We start from the raw sequence: 18121 nt of genomic DNA, 5'->3' as shown, positions 1-18121 counted from the left end.
TGTGAGGGGACGGAAGCGCATGTGCATACATGCATACGGGGCGTGGTGATGGCGGGGCTTTTCTGCTAGGCTTGCGGCTGCGTCGTGCAGGAGGTTTTTTTGGCCCGTTTTCTTCCCGTTCTTGGCATCTGTGCCATCGTGCTGTCACTGGCCGCCTGCGCCACCAACACGCCGGGATCGGTCAAGGACCGCTCGACATGGGCACGCTGGGGCTATGCCGAAGGCGTCAAGAACGTCGCCTCCCACTAAACCCGCCCCACGCCCCTGCAAGGCGCGGAAACCGACAAGCCTTCCCCAGTTGACAGGACGCCGGCACGCCCGGCGACTTTAAGCGCATGACCAATATTTCCGAACCCGCATGGTTTCCCATCGCGCTGCGGCTGGACGGTGTCCGGGTGCTGGTGGTGGGGGGCGGCATGATCGCCGCCAACAAGGTGCGCCTGCTGCTCGCTCACCGCGCAAGGGTGGAGGTGATCGCAGGCCGCCTCGATGCCGAGATGCAGCGGTGGGAAGATGAGGGCAGCATTACCCGCATTGCCTCCACGGCGGATGAGGCCACGCTGCGCGCCGCCATGCCCGGCTGCCGGCTGGTCTATGCCGCGACCGATGACCGGGATGTCAACCGGGCTGCCGCCGCGATCGCGCGCGCCATGAACATTCCCGTCTGCGCGGTTGATGACCCGCAGCCTTCCACCTTCATCACGCCTGCCCAGATCCATCGCGGGCTGGTGCGCATCGCCATTTCCACCGGGGGTGCCGCCCCCGTTCTGGCGCGCCGCCTGCGCGAGCAGGTGGAAAGCACCATACCCGAGGGCACCGGGGCGCTGGCCGTGTTCATGCAGCAGCAGCGCGAGCACGTGGGCACCGCCTGCCCCGACATTTCGCGGCGCAGGCAGGTATGGGAAACCTTTCTCGATGGCGCGGGCGCGCAGGCGGCGCGCAATGGCGATGCCCCGCGTGCGCGTGCGATACTCGATGACATCATCGCCACCACCGCCACCCGGGGCGAGGTCTGGCTGGTGGGCGCAGGCCCCGGCGACCCGGACCTGCTCACGCTGCGCGCCCTGCACCTGATGCAGAATGCCGATTGCGTGCTGTATGACCAGCTTCTCTCCCCCGCCCTGCTCGACCGCGTGCGCCGCGATGCGGAACTGGTGTTCGTGGGCAAGCGGCGCAACAACCACACCATGCCGCAGGAAGAAATCAACGCTGAACTGATCCGCCGCGCGCAGGCGGGCCAGCGCGTGCTGCGGCTCAAGGGCGGCGACCCGTTCGTGTTCGGGCGTGGGGGCGAGGAAATCGAGGCCTTGCTTGAATGCGCCATCCCGTTTCAGGTCGTGCCGGGCATTACGGCGGCCAATGGCTGCGCTGCCTATGCGGGCATTCCGCTCACCCACCGCGACTGCGCGCAGGCCTGCCTGTTCGTGACCGGCCATGCCCGCGCCGACGGCACGCTGCACCTGCCGTGGGACAGCATGGCCCGCCCCGGCCAGACGGTGGTGATCTACATGGGTGTTTCCGCCCTGCCCGCTCTATGCGCAAAACTGGTTGAGCACGGCCTGCCGCCCCAGTGGCCTGCCGCCATTGTCGAGCGCGGCACGCGGGCCGACCAGCGCGTGCTGACCGGCACGCTGGGCGACCTGCCCACGCAGGCCGCGCAGGCGGGCGTAGCCAGCCCGGCGCTGATCATTGTGGGCGAAGTGGTGCGCCACCGGGTGCTCTCGCCTGCATGAAACCTGCCTCCGGGCCAGGGCGCGTACATCATTTGTTATGAATTTGCTGCAACTTCCGTTGTATGGAATGCCAAGACCACCGAACGGTCAGGGAGACCATGTCCGATACATCGGCAGCAAACGCAGGACAGCGACTGCGCGACATGGCACGCCTTTACCTTCCCTGGACAGACAGGTTGCCAGCCGGATGGCTGGGCTTCAGCCTGCGCACGTGGTTCTCGCTTGTCATCGGGCTGGCCACAGCATTCTGGGTCCAGATCGACAATCCGCTCCTTGTCGGCGTGACCGTGATGATCCTGGCGCAGCCGCTGCGCGGGCAGGCGCTCTCCAAGGCGTTTTACCGCATTATTGGCACGGTGGTGGGCATGGGCGTGTCCATCGTGCTCGTGGCGGTGTGGAACCAGCAGCGCGGGCCGTTTCTGGGCGGGGTTGCGCTGTGGCTGGCGGCGTGTGCGTTCGTGGGGTCGCTCGAGCGTGACTTCCGCTCCTATGGCGCGCTGCTGTCGGGCTATACGGTGGCGCTCGTGGCGGTCAACTGCATCGACACGCCACAGAATGTGTTCAACATTGCCGTATCACGCGCCTCGGCCATCACCATTGGCGTGTTTGCGGTGGCGGTGGTCAATATCCTCTCCGGCTCGCCCGAGGCCACGCGCGGGCTGGCCGACGGGCTGAAGCAGCTTACCCGCCCCATCAGCGAGACCGCGCGCGCGGCCCTGCAACATCTGTATGACCGGGGTGCGCAGGCCGACATCAAGCTGGCCGGAGGCATTCTGGCGCTGACCACGCGCCTGTCCTATGCCCGCACGGAGTTCGAGCGTGGCGGCATGCGGGCCAACGGGGCGCGGCTGGCCATGGTGTCCATGCTGACGGTGCTTGACTGCGCGCGCGGCCTTGGCCGCCACACGGGCCACGGCAACATCGACCCCGCCGTTGAGGAGGCCATTGCCCGCATCGCGCGCCAGACCGACCTGCGGCTGGACCAGGCGGGGTTTACGCTGCGCATCCTTCAGGCCATCCGCGATGCGCTTCCTGGCCATGTGCCCAATGCCGATGAAGCCTTTGCCATCGAACGCGCCGCCCGCATGCTCACCGCGCGCGTGCGCCTGCATGCAGGCCAGCAGATGCTGGTGGACGGCACCGGCAGCGCTGCGGACAGCAAGACCATTGCCATTGCAACGCAGCCCAACATCCTGCTTGCCTTCATCGGGGCGCTGCGGGTGCTGGTAGGCTTCTCGTTTGCGGCGGCAGTATGCGTGATCACCGGCCTGCCGGGTGCGACCGTGGCACTGGCCCAGACGGCGCTGACCCTGACGCTGGCGGCCACCAATGTCGATACGGCCCGCTTTGGCATGGGGGCGGTCATCGGCATTCCGTGCAGCGTGCTGGCTGCGGCGGCGCTGAACTTCTTCGTGCTTCTGCACGGGGCGGACATGCCTTTCCTCGCACTGGCGCTGCTGCCGCAGACCTTTCTGGCCTGCCTTTTGCTCATGCGGCCGGGCACGGCGGCGATCGGGTTCAATTACGGGGTGTTCTTCTTCGCCATGCTGGGGCTGGACAACCACCAGAGCTACAACCCCACCGAATTCCTCAACCGCAACATCTTCTACCTGCTCGCCGCGCTGCTGGCCTTCATCATCCTCGTGCTGCTGTTTCCGCCTTCGGCGCGCAGGCAGCGCTTCTGGATGGCATCGACCATCGTGCGCGCGCTTGAACGCCAGATGGCGGGCCGGGGCGAGGCCGATGGGCCGACCCGCCTCACCCGCGCCTATGACCGGCTGGCCCAGATGCAGTTCTGGAATGACCGCCTGCCGCCCAGCCCCAGCGGCGCCCGGCAGCTTGAAAGCTTTACCGCCTTTACCGAACTCGATGGCGCGCTGGCACGCGCACGCGCCTATGCCCACCAGGCGCAAGGCCATGCCCTGCTGCGGCCCGCGGCCGAACTGGCGGCACGCGAACTGCGCCTGCACGCGCCGCCCTGGGGCGACCTCGAGGCGCGCCTGCAACACGCCTGTGCCGCCGTTCCCGCCCCCTCCCCCCACCTGCCGCAGCCCGATCAGGTCGCGGCACTCAACCTGCTGGCGGGGCTCGATGCGGTGCTGCACACATGGCGCGCAGCCCAGCCCCGGCTGCGCCATTACGGCATCATCAAGACAGGGAAGGCAGGCTGATGCGGCAGGTCGTGGATGTGGAAGGCGTGCTGGTCTCGGCCTTTGTCATGAACCTCGGGCTGGCGCTGTGCACGCTGCTCGTGCTGCGGGCCGCGCTGTCGTGGTTCAACCTGTGGCGCTTTGTGTGGAACCCGCCGCTAGCCCAGTTCGGCCTGCTGATCTGCCTTGTCGGCCTTTATACCCTGATGTTGTGAAAGACTGCTGACGTGTTCGCATATGCAAACCGCTTCGTGCGCCTGGCCATTACCGCGACCATTCTTTTTGTCGCGGCCATCGTGGTGATCGTGCTGTGGGATTACTATACCGCCTCGCCGTGGACACGGAACGGGCAGGTCCGCGCGCAGGTGGCCAATATCGCGCCGCGCATTTCGGGCCAGATCAATGAAGTGCGCGTGCATGACAACCAGTTCGTGCACAAGGGCGACGTGCTGTACGTGATCGACCCGTTCGACTTCCGCGTGAAGGTGGATGTTGCCGAGGCGGCGGTAAACGAACGCCGCGCCGACCTTGAGTTCAAGACCTCGCAATACGAACGCCGCCAGAAGATTTCGGGCGTTGCGGTATCGGGCGAGGAAAAGCAGCAGTTCGAGGCCGTAGCCCAGCAGGCGGAAGCCCAGTATGCCGCAGCCTTGGCCGACCTGCGGCAGGCGCGCATCGACCTTGAACGCACCGAGGTGCGCAGTTCGCTCAACGGTTATGTCACCAACCTGACCATGCGCGCGGGCGACTATGCCAGCGCGGGGCATGTGAACATCCAGATCATCGATGTGGATTCTTATTGGGTGGACGGGTATTTCGAGGAGACGAAAATCCATTCCATCCGTGAAGGCGAGCCCGTGCGGCTGGACCTGATGGGATTTCATGAACCCCTGTTCGGCCATGTGGAAAGCATTACGCGCGGCATTGCCAGCAACAACGCCGCCACCTCCATACAGGGGCTGCCGGCGGTGGACCCGGTCTATACCTGGGTGCGGCTGGCGCAGCGCATTCCCGTGCGGGTGCATATCGACACCGTGCCGCCCGGCCTTGTACTGGCAGCCGGCATGACGGCTACCGTAACTGTGGTGTCAGAGGCAGGAAACCGCCGCCACATGTCGGTGCGCGACGCGCTACGCCATGTGGGCGATGACATGCAGCACCTTGCGGGGCACCGTTGAGGGCAGGTGAGAAGACGTCGCCTTTTTGAAAAAAGGCGACACCCAAACACTTTATCTTCTTTTCATCGGCTCTGTGGGCATCTGTTTATCCCCAGATTCGGGGGAAGGATGTCCGGGCAACCCTGTGGAAAGACCTGTCAGAAACAGGGGAAAACGGGCACGTTTGTCACGAATCCTTCACATAACAGGCACGATGGCGACCGCCCGGCTTCAGCCTTCACTCGCACGGGAGGGCGCGGCGTAAGGGTCCACCACAGGAGCGGCGGGGGCCACCCCCAGCCGGTGGGCGCGGTAGAGCAGGCCATGGCCAAGCTTTTCAATCAGCAGGCCGCGACGCTGCAGGCGTTCATGGCTGATGGCATAACCGGTTTCGCGCACGATCTGGCCCCACAGCACCTGCAACCAGCCCCGCAGGGCAAGCTTCATCCGTGTCATATCGCGCGCACTCCCGTTCACCGCCACGTCAGTTATTATATTCATGGCAGATAAGCCTTATGCGCATGACATTCAAGTCAACACATATGGCCTGAACGGTTATTTTTATTTAATTCCTGTCATGACATGAAGGCTGCCCGCCACCGGGCGCACCATCATGCCCGCCCATCCATGACAGGGATGAACCGGTCTAAGTCCGCCATGGGGGATATCTTGCGCCATCTGTTCGTGTTTCTTGCCCTGCTGGGGTGGGGGTGTGCCACCGCAGCCGCCCAGACACCGGCCTCACAGGTCATCAGCACCCTGTTTTCTGACAAGCTGACCATGATGGACCTGGGCCTGATCCGCGCCGAGCGCGCCATGCAGCACGAAATCGACAGCCTGCCCGACACCTATGACAGCGACATGGTGCCGGTGGCCGATTTCGACCCGAGGCGCAACAGCATCCTGGTGGGCATATGGTACCAGAACCATGACAGCTTCAGCCGCCCGCAATGCGACAGGCTGCTTGATACGATCCGCAAATCATTTGGTAACCAGCCCACCACCATCATCGCCTCATGGTTCCGCCATCATGGCTATACCTCGCTGCGCGATGCGGGGCAGTTCTATACCGGGCTGCGCAACATCATCTGGCTGGTGGTGACCGATGGCGACCGCGCCTGCTCGTATTCCATGGCGACAGGGCAGACGACGGTGAACGGGTTCTAGCGGGCAGGAAGCCACGGACGGTGTCGTGCTATTTTCGTAGCAGCAGTTTGGCCACCACTGCCGATACCTGATTTTCATACCCGCCAGCCGCCATGCGGCTGAGGCGTTCACGCAGCCACGCCTCATCCCACAATACCCAACCCTTATCGACGAAATGGGTTTCAAGCTGCATGCGGTCATTTGCATTCCGAATCTTGCCGCAGGCAAGGGCCAGCCGGATAACCGGGTTTTCCCGGCAGGCCCCCATGGCAACAAACTGCTGCTGAAGCCGCCCGAAAACAACATCGCGCAGCGCATCATCAGTAAAGAGTTTGTAGCGATTGGCCTGCGCGGTATTACCACCCACAAAGGCCGCAGCATGAACGCCGCTTGAATCAAGATAGCTCTTGCATTCAACAACCTGCAGCACATTATCGCGGGCACAATATCCCACCAAATCCAGTTCCCAACGCGGAGCGGATGGGCGACCGATCGCACGCTTCTCTTCCTTGGTCAGTTCGACTTTGACCGAAGTGCGGACCCAATACCCTTCCTGCCACAGAATTTCACTGACAAGCTGTTCAAACGCATCCATGTCGGGAACTTAGAGAGTGTTTAAAAACAAATCATTGATAAAAAACAGGAACAGTTTTGGAGTGTCGCCTTTTTGAAAAAAGCTTCACAAAAAACTTTTGTAATTCCAATATATTAGCAGTTTTTAGAAAAAATCTTTACCACCCGATCAGAAGCTTGCGCCAACCGTCAGGAAGAACATGCGCGGCGCCATGGGGTAGGCCGTATACTGCCCGCTTGCCTGTGAGGTACTGAGGGTGGACCAGGCACGGGTATTAGTCAGGTTGGTGATATTGCCCTGCACCTTGAGCCCCTGCACATGCGGAATGCCCTTGATGGTATAACCGGCATTGATGCTGAACAGCGCATAGGACCCGACCGAAAGGTCGTTGGTATAGGTGGTGTAACGGCGACCGATGACATCACCGATGAACTGGCCATAGAAACGGCCCCAGTTGGTGGAGGCCACGAATTTTTCGGTCCAGTCAGGCAGGCCGACAACATTCTTGCCCGCCGTATGCACCTGTGTGGTACCTGAGAAATAATCATCATTATAAACGGACTTGTTATAGGACAGCGCATTATAGAACGAGAAATGCGGGCCGAACTGTGCCGTGAACGAGAAATCCATACCATCGGTCGAGACGGAACCGACATTGGTCAAGATGGTAGATGAACCGATAATATAGGAAACATTGCTGTTGTACGCCGATGATGCCACGGCAAGCAGGCGGTTGGAGAAATGGACGTGATAGTATTCAAGCTGCCCGCTGATATGGGTCAGCGGGCCGAGCTTGACGTTGCGGTTGGTACGCAGGCCGGTTTCATAGGTCCATGATGTTTCGGGCTTGCCGTTTTTCTTGAAGTTCTCGAATGCGGACTGGCTGGTCATGCCCCAGGGGCTGGCATTGCCGTAGCCCGTATCCTGGAACGAACGCATGTTCTCCTGAATATTGGCGAACCACTGCTCATGCGGCGTGAAATTCCACAAGGCGCCAAAGGAAGGCAGGAACGGCCTGACCGTGGCAATCCGGCCACCGGGAATGGTTTCAGCCGTTTTGGGGGAAAGCGACCCCGGCAGGGCGGCAACCGGCAGGGTACCGTTTGTATAGACCAGCTCGGACTTGAAGCCCGCATTCAGCATGAAGTTCTTGGTAATCTGCCAGCTATCCTGCAGGTGCGTGGTCCAGGTATTGGTATAGAAATAGTTTGTGTACTGGTGGATCAGCGGATTCTGCTGGCGGTCATAGGGGGTGGTGGGGTTGTTGATGTCAAAGGCATACCAGCGCCGGGCCTGGGTGTTGTTATTGCGCTCGTACCAGCCGCCAAGTTCAATATGGTGGTGGCCAACCTCATAGCGCAGGGTGGATATCAGGCCGCCGCGGTTATCCCAGTATTCGGTTGTACGCGTTGCCATGCCCGAGCCGCCAAACACGTCGGACAGGTCGCCAGAAGATGCATTGGGGTAATAGGCCCCGAAAAGAGTCGGCAGCCCGGCAGCACTGATCGGACCAGCCACTACGCCCTCGCCCATGTCATGATGGTAGTAGATCTGGTTGGTCCAGTGCAGGTGCGCGCTGAAATCATGCGTCCATTTGGTATAGGCCAGGAAATCTTCACGCTGGGCATCGGAGTAATAGTTACGGTAATTATTACCTGCGATATTGGCCGCGTTCTTGTAATAGTTCACGGCTTCGTTCAGGTTGGGGTACAGGAACGGGCGCACGTACATGTTCCCGCCTGATGGCTCGACAATCCCGTCTTCATTGGGTTCCACCTTGTCGGACCAGTCAAAGAAAGTCGTGATCTTGTCGTGCGATCCGTCATGCACGAACTTGGCATTGACCTGATTGCCACCCTGATGGCCCGCAAAGTCCCATGCCCGCGCATCCTGTCGCGCCCATGAAACATAGGCCGAGTTGTTATGGCCAAAATCGCCTGTATCAACCCGGGCAAAGGTGCGGAAGGTGGACCAGCTGCCGAAGGTCTGGGAAAGCTGGCCACCAGCCTTGTGCAGCGGGTCCTGTGTCGTGAATTCCAGCGAGCCGCCAAGGTTGCTAGTCGAGGCCGTGCCAAGCGCGCCCGCACCCGTTGCAACGGTAGCGGAACCGATATTCTCGCTTATGGCCGCGCGCTGGGGCGAGAGGCCGTTGTAATTGCCATAGGACTGGTCACCCAAAGGCACGCCATCAAGCGTAAAGCCAAGCTGGTTCTGGTTGAAGCCGTGAATGTAAAGCGATGAATTCTGTTCGTTATTGCCCCACGGGTCAGCATTTTCAAACACGACGCCCGGCAGGATCTCGAGCGCCTTGACCGGGTTGATGCCGGGCAGGATGCGCTGCAACTGGGTGCGGTTGACGGTCTGCTCGGAGCGTGTGCGGCGGGCGGTTGCCATGATCTGCTCGGCATTGGCGGAAGCAGACCGCGCATCATCCTTATGGACTCCGGCCGCCTTTTTATACGACGCCCGCTCAGGATTTTTGTCTCTGGAGGAAGGCTGGAGCGTCTGTGCATGCGCCGTGGAGAGCGCCAGGGCAGAACAGAACAGGCCAAAAGCAACATGACCATTACGTAGTAACTTGATCGACACCTGAAGGTCTCCGCGATGAGAAGGCGGACCACCGTCTATCAGCGCAGTTACACTTTTTGATGTGAAGGTTTCATGACAGTGCGGCAATGCCACACCCCTGAAACAACATTGGTTTACTTGTGTGAAGTTTTTATGAAGGCACCCGGATCGCACGGACTATGCTGCCATACCCGTTGTTTTGTTTCTTGCACGTCATTTTATATATTACCCCGATAGCCCCCTTGTTTTCTGCTGCCTGTCACGGCCTTATGTTGCGCCGCGCCACGACCATGTTCATGCCAACAGCCACCGGCGTTACGGACGTGCTTTCATTGTTGCTGCGGTCGATATCGGGAATGGCATGGTCGGGGTCGAGACTGACCGCGCGGACCGGCCTGCCACCGGGCAGGGTCACGACAGCCTCGTTGCCTTTCGCCCATATCTCGGTCGGCAGGATGCGGCGGGTGGTCGTGCCATCGGCCCAGGTTACCTGCAACGTGACCGGCAGCGGCAGGGCACCCTTGTTCCGCACCGTCACCTGCACCCCTTTTGCCGGGTCGTTCCCGACATATTCCAGCCCCGCCAGCGCGTAATCAGGGGCGGCATTGGTAAAATACCAGCCGCGCCAGAACCATGACAGATCCTCGCCCGCGTCGCTTTCCATCAGGCGGAAGAAGTCGGACGGCGTCGGGTGGCGATAAGCCCAGGCGGCAATGTAATGGCGAAACGCCGGGTCAAACCGCGCAGGGCCAAGGATCTGGCTGCGCAGCAGTTCCAGCCCGTACGCCGCCTTGAAATAGGGCATGGCATGCCGGTCGCCCCGGCCGGGAATGTAGGAAGGCGCCATGAGCGGCTGGTAGACCGGGTCCTTGAGCACCCTGACGATGTCATCAGCCGGCCTGCCGGTATCGGGTGCGTATTCGCCATCATGCTTGGGCGCGAACTCGCCGTTGTTGAAATGCAGCGAGGCCAGTGAATCGATAAATGTGTTGAAGCCCTCATCCATGAAGCCGTTACGACGCTCGTTGGAGCCGACAATCATGGGGAACCAGGTGTGGCCGAGTTCATGGGTGGTAATCCAGAACAGCTTGGCATCGCGGTCGTGCATGCCATCAAACACGATGCCCGGATATTCCATGCCCGCGCCATGCCCGCCTACATTGATCGCGGTGGGCCACGGGTAGGGGTACCAGTCGTGTGAGAAATACGCGATCGTGTGCCTGACATATTCGGTCGAGCGGTCCCATGCCTGCGGCCCCACGCCTTCCACGGGGTAGACCGACATGCCAAGCCGGGCCTCGGGCTTCATGCCCGGCGCGGGGGCCATGGGCGGCAGGTCCAGCTTCGCCGCATCCCACAGCAGGGCGGGCGAGGCGACGAAGGCCACGTCGCGCGTGTTGTCCATATGGAAGCGCCATGTGCGGCTGCCTGCGGGTGGCGCGTGGGCTGCCGCCTCCACATCCGCCAGATCGCGGATCATGACGCGCGTGTCGCTGCGCCGGGCCTGAGCAAGGCGCTGCTGCTGCGCGGGCGAGAGCACCTGTGCCGGATTGACCAGCGCGCCGGAGCCTACGACCAGAAAACTGGCGGGAACCGTGACCGCGTAATCAAAATTGCCGTAATCGAGATAAAACTCATCGCCCACATAGGGCAGCGTGTCCCACCCGCGCACGTCATCAAACACCGCCATGCGGGGGTAGAACTGCGCGATTTCATAAATATCGCCGTTTTTTGAGGGGCTGACCGCCGTGCGCCCGCCCCATGCGCCCGGCATGGTGTAATGCCACCGCACCTGCAACACCTGCGTCCTGCCCGGTGCCAGCGGGTGCGGCAGGGTGATCTGCATGCGGGTATCGGAGACCAGCGGGGTGACCTCCTGCATCGCGGCGCCCTCCATGAGGGTCACCGACCCGATCTGCATCCCATCTGTATGTGGCGCGCCAGCGGGACCGGACAGGGCGGCACGCCTGCTGTCGGCGCGGTACATGTTCTGGTCAAGCTGCATCCACAACACCGGCAGGCTGCTCGGGCTGTTATTGTGGTAGGTGAGTGTTTCCTCGCCCGTAAGCTCATGGGTCGTGGGGTCGAGGGTAACGGCAATGCGGTAATCGGCCTGGTTTTTCCATGCCATCGGCCCCGGCGTGCCATCACCCGAGCGATAGGCGCTGACCGGTGTGGGCATCGTGACCGGGCTGAAAATCTGGTTGGGGTCAGGCACCACACCCTGCGCCCGAACCGGCCGGGGCGAGAGGCTGACCAGCACACCACAGGTTACGAGGTAACAAAGCCGCATCGTGTAAGGGGCTGACATTAAGGGGCGTCTCCTTGCCACCCCGGAACGGGGAGCAGCATGCATTGCGGCATTATGCGAAGCTTTTTGAAAAACGCTTCGCCAAAAACTTCTTTCATGACCGGCGGCCCCTCAGTCAGGCAATGGATCAACCGATTCCACATGCTGCGTCACCACATCGCGGCTCAGCCACAGGTCACGCAGGGTCTTGCTGCTCAGATAGGAGAGCTGGTCAGAATGATGGGGCGAACCGGGCTGGCTGGAATTGCCGTAGCTCAACAATCCCTTCGCCTGCATGGGCGTGGAAAAACTGACAAGTGACACCCATGTCTCGCCATGCAGGGGCGTACGCTCGCCATTTTTCATGGCCCCCCACGTGATGGTGCGGAAAATGCCGGTATTGCCAAAGCCGCCATTGCCCGGCAGGTCGACATTATTGATGTGAAAGCGTGATACATCGCCAAACGGTCGGTCGATTGCGCCGTACAGCTTTCTGGTCTCGACCGCCGCCTGCGCCAGCAGGTCGACCGCGTGGGCAGGGTCACCCAGCCCCGAGGGCGTGCCGATCGGGTCATCAAGCGACCATTGCCGGGCAAACCCGTCCGAACCTGCAAATTTGGGGCCCATGAACAGCCGCGCCCATGTCTCGAACAGCAGGGCGCCCCGGCTGGTGGCGTCATCGGCGCCATCCCAGTTTTGCAATACCCTCACGGCTGCCTTCACATCCGCACGGCGGTCTTTGCGGGCGGCTGTGAGGAGTTCGGGCAGGATCCGCTCGGCCAGCAGCGAATGGGTGTTGAGCTTGCGGGCCATGATATCGTCAAACGACATTTTCACGTCACCCGCCAGCATGCGGGTCGACATCTGGGCGCGCAGCGTCATCGGGCCGGTCTGCGCCACATAGGCCGGATAGGCTTTGGGGTCGAGCAGGCGCGGATAGGTGGCAAGCCATGGCGGGTCATTGGCATTCTGCACAAAGCCCGATGGCGGGTCGATCACCTTGGGCAGATTGTCATAAGCGACAACGCCCTTGGGTATGTTATCCGACCGGTCACCCGGCACGATGTTGTTCCAGTAATCAAAGTCGCCATTATTGTGTTTTGGCAGGATACCGTTGTCGAGATACATGACGTGCCCGTCATGATCGGCATAGACAATGTTGAACATGGGCACCTGCAGCGTCTTGAGCGCGGCCTGGAACTCACTGAAATTGTGGGACCGCGCCATATCCCAATACTGCCTGAGCATGCCGGGGCGATCGAGGCCCGCCACATACAGCGCAATGGGCGTGCCATCCGCCTCGTTGAAAACCGGCCCCTGTTTTGCATAACGCTGCACGAAGCTGTGGGTGACCAGCGTGCCATCGGGCTGCCTTACCTTGTAGGACAGGGTGCGGGTGGTGAATTTCCGCTTCCGGCCATCGAGCCGGTATCCATCGCCATCAGGGGTGAGCCTGTAGCGCACGGCGCCCAGAATGGTGTTGACGGTATTGGTAAAGGCGACATCGGGCGTAAAGGCAAAGCGCAGCACCGGCAGGCCCACCTGTGTTGCGCCATAAATGCTGAAGCCGGGGCCATTAAGCTGCGCTTCGTAATAAGTGTAGAACGGCGTGCTCCATGGCAGGTGCGGGTTGGCCAGCAGCACGGCATGCCCGTCAGTCGTGCGCGAGGGCGCAATGGCCCAGGCATTCGACCCGCCCGCCCTGCGCTCGGGCGCATCGCCGAGCATTTTCCGCTCCTCGGCAATATAGACATAATTCATCAACCGCAGGCCGTGGGCCACGACATCAACGCCACTGACCGGCAGGACGGCACGCATGTCATCGGCAATATCCGCCGGGTGGCGGGCCGCATAATCGTTTATGCCGCGCGCGAATGCATCGAGATCCCTGCGAAAGCCCGGCATCTGGCGGGCATAGAAGATTCTGGCGCGTTCATACACGCCATTGCCCCGCACCCAGCGATCCGACTCTTCTTCCGCCGCACCCCAGTATTCGGCGGCCCGCCCGCGGGCGGTGCCATACAGCTTCAGGACGATATTGCCGTGACTATGCGCCTGCGCCCAGCCAAAGCCGTAGAAGGCACCGGCCTCGGTCGTGGCATAGATATGGGGCACGCCAAACGTATCCCACAGGATTTCATCCTGACTGGCCCCTGCAGCCCTGGCCACGTAACTGCCACCCGCCATGGCCAGGCCCGCACCAAGGCACAGCCCCAACCGCCATTTCCGTGCCAATTCCATATGCCTCTCCCTTAACCGCCGCGGCATCACGCTCGATTTTGTCCGGCATTATAGATTGAATCCGAAACGATTTGCCAGAAGCGCGCGTGCAAGAGAGAGGCAATATTCGGCTCACGGCAGGCAGAACAATAGACGTACCGAGCACCGCCTTATTTCAAAAATACGTTATTATTTCAAAGCTTTTTGAAAAAATCTTCACCAGAACATTTTATGATCGGGCAGCTTTGTTTTCGTTCCAGAAAGCCTGCTGCAGGGCGGCGGCCTCGGCTTCAAGCAGCGGGCCGATCACCGCCACCGGGCGCTGGCCTGCGGCAAACACCGCGCGGCAGGGCAGGTCGAGGGTCGGGTTCTCGGGGTGGTTGCCCGTCATTTCCTTCAGGCTGTGTTCGCTCTGGCCAAAAACCACACGGCCAATGCCGCTCCAGTACACCGCACCCGCACACATCGCACACGGCTCAGCTGATGTGTACATGGTGTGCGACGCCAGCACGGCGGGCGGGAAGCGCTTCGAGGCCCGCGTGGCCAGCAGGCGTTCGGCATGGGCGGTCATGTCCCCGCCTTCGGCGGTGTAGCCATTGCCCTGTTCCAGCACTACCCGGCCCTGCGCATCAACCAGAATGCAGCCAAAAGGATGGTCGCCGCCCTGGCGCGCCCGTTCGGCCACCGCAAAGGCGCGGCGCAGGAAATGCGCGTGATCGAGATCGGGCAGCAGGTCGGTCATGGCGCATTCCTCATCATGCAGCATCCGCCTTGTCCGGGCGGCTCTGTTCAGACCCCGACCGGCCTATTCCGGCAAGGGGTGCGCCATGTGCTGGCGCAGCGTCTGCATCTCGTCATCAAGGTAACCCACGATGTCGGTGCTGTCATATGCGCCATCAAACCGGGTGGCAGCCAATTCGGCCCGCATGGCGGCAATCCGCTCAAGCTGGCGGGCAAGCTGGGTGGTGTAGCGGGTGACCCAGGCAGGCTCGTCAGGTGCGAATCGGGCATCGATATCAGCCTGCGTGCACCCGGCGGGCAGGTAGGGACTTTGCATCTGTTTTCGCTCCATGTGTGCCAATAAAATACACAATGGATAGGAAGGTAGCGATGAAGGCGCAAATGTTCTCATAAAGTTCTTGCTGTATGTGTGGTTTTTCAGCACATACTCTGTGTATGAAAAACATGCACAACATCACCTCCACAGCATCCGCCCCTGCCCCGCCACGCCGCACGCGCCCGCCGCGCGTTGACTGGGCCAGCCTTGCCCCGCGCGTGGCCAGCCTGCGGGCACAGGGCTGCTCCACGCGCGAGACCGCCCGCAGGCTGAACATGAACATCAAGACACTCGAAGCCCATCTGCGCCGCCACCGCATCCGCCATGCCATACCGATGGACCGCCCCGACCAGGTGCGCCGCACCTGCCTGAACTGTGACACCGCCTTTGTGGCCGATGGCCGCTTTTTACGGCTGTGCCCGGAATGCCGGGCCATGTTCAGCTAACACCGCACGGAGACTGCCTGAAAAGTCAGCCCCGAAAACATCCAGAACACTTCGAAGAACGCCGCATTTTTGAAAAAAGGCAGCATTCAAAAACTTTTGTCATTGTTATCAATAAGTTGATTTGAAACGGTTTCTCACATTCCCGTGATGCAGGAACCGGAACGGAGATTGCCCACTTAAGGCTGCATATGACATCGCAACAGGATATCGGGCATGGATAGCGCCTTACGCAACCGCACGCACACCCCTTCCGGCACGGAGCCAGCCCGCCTCCAGTTCCGCATTGCCCTGCACCATTTCACGCCCGCACCGGCCGCACCACGGCGGCGCCTGCGCTCCGTTGCCGCCCTTGGCCTGGCCCTGATGGTGGCAGCTACGGGGCTGAGCGGATGCAAGCGCCACCACGAGACGACGGGCGAGAAAATCGATCATTTTGGCGACAAGATGCAGGACACCTTTGATCCGCCCAAAGGCCCCGGTGAAAAGGCAGGTCGCACGATCGACCGCACTCTGCATGATGACTGATATTTTTTAGAACAATACTGAAAAATGCCGCCTTTCACTTCAAAAGGGCGGCATTTTTATTGCCATGCAGGCAAAAGTTTTTGGTAAAGCTTTTTTCAAAAAGCTTCGTAAAGAACACCGCTTTTTTGAAGAAAGGCGGCATCCAGAAACTTTCACGCCTTTTCAGCCTGCGCCACTGCATCAAACGAAAGATCAAGCACCGGGTAATCTGCCCAGTCCGCGAAGTCGAAATGCCACCATTCCTCCGCCAGCGGCACAAAGCCGCTGGCCTGCATGATGTGTGCAAGCAGGTCACGCCGCCGCCGTGCCTGGGCATCACCCCCCGCATAGTCAACATGGGCGCGCGGCGTCATTTCATCAAAGCCCGATGGCATGGGCACAACACAGCGCGTTGCCAGCTCCCACAGGGTCAGGTCAACCGCACAACCCCGGTTATGGCGTGAGCCGGTGGCCGGATCACCCACGAATTCATGCAAGGACTCCGGCACGGCAGCACGGAACAGCGCCGTGACATGCCAGGGTCGATACGTATCATAAACCAGCAGCCCATAACCATGCTGCCCGGCCAGCCTGCGCGCGTGCGACAGGGCGAGTGCTGCCGGGCGCTGCAGGAACGCCCGCGCCGCCGGATAAACCGGAAAGCCCAGAAAATTCCGGCGGCCAGCATAGCGGATATCAAGCGCAATCGCCGGATCAACCCGCGTTATGTCAACAAGGTCCGCAGTCCTGCGTGCTGGCGCAAAGGCGGGCATGACTGCCTGCCCGGCCAAAGCCTGCAATGCACCGGGCGCAAGGCGCGCGGGCACGCGAAACAGGTCATCGGCCTCCAGCACAGGGCCGGACGGGGAAGCGGGTGCATGCATTACCACATCCCGCTCAGGGGCAGCGCAGACCCTTCAGTTCGTGGGGGGCGTGTAGGCCTGTACATCTTCCACCGTATGGCTGAGCAGGATCTTGCCGTTATCGGCAGACTGCACCCATGCTGCGGGAATGGTAAAGGCGCTCTCGGCCGGGCCATCAACAGTAACCTGAATCGTGCCATCCGTATTGACGGCCGTGAGCGTGCCCATGCGGCCCGTGCCTGCCGCGATCACGTCCTGACCCAGCATGGCCTGCGTTACATCCGTCATGAATTCCCTTTCCTTGCCGGGCATGCGGGCTGGCACCTGCGTGCCGCCCCTGCCCCTTTTCTCGCATGGCAAGCCCTGTCGGCCGCCTTCTGTGCGCCGGAGTTCTTTACAGTCCAACCACTCCGGACTTTCCCCCATGCCGCACACGCCCGGCACGGGTCGCTGTGGGCGCATCTGCACGTTGAACGCCCGGCATGGGCTGAAGTTGTTTTGGCCTAGTTCACACCAAACTGGCTGCGCTGGGCCATGACCTGATTAAGCTGCTCGTTGTAATGGTGATAGGTGCCCTTTGGCACGCAGCCCATTTCCTCAAGGTCTTCGAGCTTGATGCTGTCATTGAGCCAGGAATTGACCTCATTGAACTGGATCTTCGCCGGAACCGGGCGCCCGCTGAAAATGACCGGGTCATCCTGGCCCTGCACATAGCCGAATTTTTTATACACCCCATCGGCAGGCGGGTTGTGTTCCGCCATCTCGCCGCACACGACGGCTGCGCCATCCATGGCATGCACCACGGCATTGCGGAAGGTGGCGGCATGCGGGTCGGGCAGGGTGGCGGCCACATGGCGCTCGGCCTCGGTGATGACGGCCGAACTGCCCCGCCCGCTGCCCGCCGCATGGGCCAGCCCGGAAAACAGGCACAGGGACACGCCTGCCATAATGACTCGTTTCATGCTTCCACCGCCTGCTTACTCATTTTTAGCCATAGCTTGCGCTCATCCATATCCCTGCCGTAGCAGACTGGATCAATCACTAACAGTGCCTAATTCTCATTGCAGGCCTTTGTGTATCGTTTTATTGAAACACGACCTTGAATTGTAAAATATTCATACCATAAATCCTTCTGGTATATTGCCGTTTTTATAAAATTCTGTGAAAATATGCGTAACAACATCATAATTATTCGTTAATGTTCTTAAATCATAAAAATCTCCCAATATAATAACCATATTGTCAGGCTTGCTATCATCATACAATGTTTTGACAACTACATCATCATCTTCATCGTCATCGCATAAGTATGTAAGAAGACATTCTTCCCCCATCGCATCTTAATTGTAAATCTGATGTTTCATTTAAATAGTCCAAACCAACGACTCCCCAAAATTTATGGGTCATCTCCAA

At 60.7% G+C, this 18121-nt stretch carries 19 protein-coding genes; 8 read left to right on the top strand and 11 right to left on the bottom strand.

The features are described from left to right. Nucleotides 1-99: 99 nt before the first annotated feature. The 5 genes from QEG70_RS15610 to QEG70_RS15590 all read left to right on the top strand — a co-directional run bounded on the left by QEG70_RS15610 (nucleotide 100) and on the right by QEG70_RS15590 (nucleotide 5061). Nucleotides 100-249 (top strand): hypothetical protein, encoded by a 150-nt coding sequence (locus QEG70_RS15610; protein ID WP_019087433.1) that lies wholly within the window; start codon nucleotides 100-102, stop codon nucleotides 247-249. A gap of 86 nt (nucleotides 250-335) precedes the next feature. Continuing rightward, nucleotides 336-1733 (top strand): siroheme synthase CysG, encoded by a 1398-nt coding sequence (gene cysG / locus QEG70_RS15605; protein WP_308721453.1) that lies wholly within the window; start codon nucleotides 336-338, stop codon nucleotides 1731-1733. 98 nt (nucleotides 1734-1831) lie between these two features. Then, the gene (locus tag QEG70_RS15600) at nucleotides 1832-3904 is read left to right on the top strand and encodes an FUSC family protein (RefSeq protein ID WP_308721452.1); all 2073 of its coding nucleotides are present in this window, start codon (nucleotides 1832-1834) and stop codon (nucleotides 3902-3904) included. Beyond that, on the top strand, nucleotides 3904-4098 hold the full coding sequence (locus QEG70_RS15595) for a DUF1656 domain-containing protein (protein WP_061273645.1): 195 nt from the start codon (nucleotides 3904-3906) through the stop codon (nucleotides 4096-4098). The genes QEG70_RS15600 and QEG70_RS15595 overlap by 1 nt, the downstream gene beginning before the upstream one ends. A 12-nt stretch (nucleotides 4099-4110) precedes the next feature. Further along, a complete protein-coding gene (locus tag QEG70_RS15590; RefSeq protein WP_308721451.1) occupies nucleotides 4111-5061 on the top strand; it encodes an efflux RND transporter periplasmic adaptor subunit in 951 nt (316 codons plus the stop codon). A gap of 210 nt (nucleotides 5062-5271) precedes the next feature. Here QEG70_RS15590 and QEG70_RS15585 read toward each other — a convergent pair whose 3' ends face one another. Then, a complete protein-coding gene (locus tag QEG70_RS15585; protein ID WP_308721450.1) occupies nucleotides 5272-5541 on the bottom strand; it encodes a hypothetical protein in 270 nt (89 codons plus the stop codon). A gap of 135 nt (nucleotides 5542-5676) precedes the next feature. Between QEG70_RS15585 and QEG70_RS15580 the strand changes: the two genes are divergently transcribed. Beyond that, on the top strand, nucleotides 5677-6207 hold the full coding sequence (locus QEG70_RS15580) for a hypothetical protein (protein ID WP_308721449.1): 531 nt from the start codon (nucleotides 5677-5679) through the stop codon (nucleotides 6205-6207). 28 nt (nucleotides 6208-6235) lie between these two features. On the opposite strand, the gene QEG70_RS15575 is transcribed toward QEG70_RS15580, so the two are convergent. From QEG70_RS15575 to QEG70_RS15550, 6 genes are all read right to left on the bottom strand, one after another. Beyond that, nucleotides 6236-6781 (bottom strand): hypothetical protein, encoded by a 546-nt coding sequence (locus tag QEG70_RS15575; protein ID WP_308721448.1) that lies wholly within the window; start codon nucleotides 6779-6781, stop codon nucleotides 6236-6238. A gap of 147 nt (nucleotides 6782-6928) precedes the next feature. Beyond that, nucleotides 6929-9349 carry a TonB-dependent receptor gene (locus QEG70_RS15570; RefSeq protein ID WP_308721447.1) on the bottom strand — a complete coding sequence of 807 codons (2421 nt, stop codon included), beginning with the start codon at nucleotides 9347-9349 and terminating at the stop codon, nucleotides 6929-6931. A 238-nt stretch (nucleotides 9350-9587) separates the two neighbouring features. Beyond that, the gene (locus QEG70_RS15565; RefSeq protein WP_308721446.1) at nucleotides 9588-11639 is read right to left on the bottom strand and encodes a M1 family metallopeptidase; all 2052 of its coding nucleotides are present in this window, start codon (nucleotides 11637-11639) and stop codon (nucleotides 9588-9590) included. A gap of 111 nt (nucleotides 11640-11750) precedes the next feature. Beyond that, a complete protein-coding gene (locus QEG70_RS15560) occupies nucleotides 11751-13859 on the bottom strand; it encodes a penicillin acylase family protein (protein WP_308721445.1) in 2109 nt (702 codons plus the stop codon). Nucleotides 13860-14067: 208 nt separating this feature from the next. Beyond that, a complete protein-coding gene (locus tag QEG70_RS15555; RefSeq protein ID WP_374762618.1) occupies nucleotides 14068-14604 on the bottom strand; it encodes a nucleoside deaminase in 537 nt (178 codons plus the stop codon). Between the two features lie 39 nt (nucleotides 14605-14643). After that, complete coding sequence (locus tag QEG70_RS15550) at nucleotides 14644-14895, bottom strand: hypothetical protein (protein WP_308721444.1); 252 nt, start codon at nucleotides 14893-14895, stop codon at nucleotides 14644-14646. Between the two features lie 128 nt (nucleotides 14896-15023). Between QEG70_RS15550 and QEG70_RS15545 the strand changes: the two genes are divergently transcribed. Together QEG70_RS15545 and QEG70_RS15540 are read left to right on the top strand one after the other, a co-directional pair. Continuing rightward, nucleotides 15024-15341 (top strand): helix-turn-helix transcriptional regulator, encoded by a 318-nt coding sequence (locus QEG70_RS15545; protein ID WP_374762617.1) that lies wholly within the window; start codon nucleotides 15024-15026, stop codon nucleotides 15339-15341. 213 nt (nucleotides 15342-15554) lie between these two features. Beyond that, the gene (locus tag QEG70_RS15540) at nucleotides 15555-15866 is read left to right on the top strand and encodes a hypothetical protein (protein WP_308721442.1); all 312 of its coding nucleotides are present in this window, start codon (nucleotides 15555-15557) and stop codon (nucleotides 15864-15866) included. A gap of 152 nt (nucleotides 15867-16018) precedes the next feature. Here QEG70_RS15540 and QEG70_RS15535 read toward each other — a convergent pair whose 3' ends face one another. The 4 genes from QEG70_RS15535 to QEG70_RS15520 all read right to left on the bottom strand — a co-directional run bounded on the left by QEG70_RS15535 (nucleotide 16019) and on the right by QEG70_RS15520 (nucleotide 18042). Beyond that, nucleotides 16019-16729: a M15 family metallopeptidase gene (locus QEG70_RS15535; RefSeq protein WP_308721441.1), complete on the bottom strand. Its 711-nt coding sequence runs from the start codon at nucleotides 16727-16729 to the stop codon at nucleotides 16019-16021. A gap of 33 nt (nucleotides 16730-16762) precedes the next feature. Further along, entirely contained in the window at nucleotides 16763-16996 is a 234-nt protein-coding gene (locus tag QEG70_RS15530; protein WP_308721440.1) for a DUF2171 domain-containing protein, read from the bottom strand. 215 nt (nucleotides 16997-17211) lie between these two features. Further along, nucleotides 17212-17670, bottom strand: a complete 459-nt coding sequence (locus QEG70_RS15525) for a hypothetical protein (protein ID WP_308721439.1) — start codon at nucleotides 17668-17670, stop codon at nucleotides 17212-17214. 153 nt (nucleotides 17671-17823) lie between these two features. Beyond that, entirely contained in the window at nucleotides 17824-18042 is a 219-nt protein-coding gene (locus QEG70_RS15520; protein WP_308721438.1) for a DUF6911 family protein, read from the bottom strand. Nucleotides 18043-18121 lie beyond the last annotated feature (79 nt).

Source organism: Komagataeibacter xylinus, from assembly GCF_031081985.1.
GTDB classification, from domain to species: Bacteria; Pseudomonadota; Alphaproteobacteria; order Acetobacterales; family Acetobacteraceae; genus Komagataeibacter; species Komagataeibacter xylinus_E.
The sequence above is the reverse complement of the archived record's forward strand: the minus strand, read 5'-3'. Positions and strand labels throughout refer to the sequence as shown.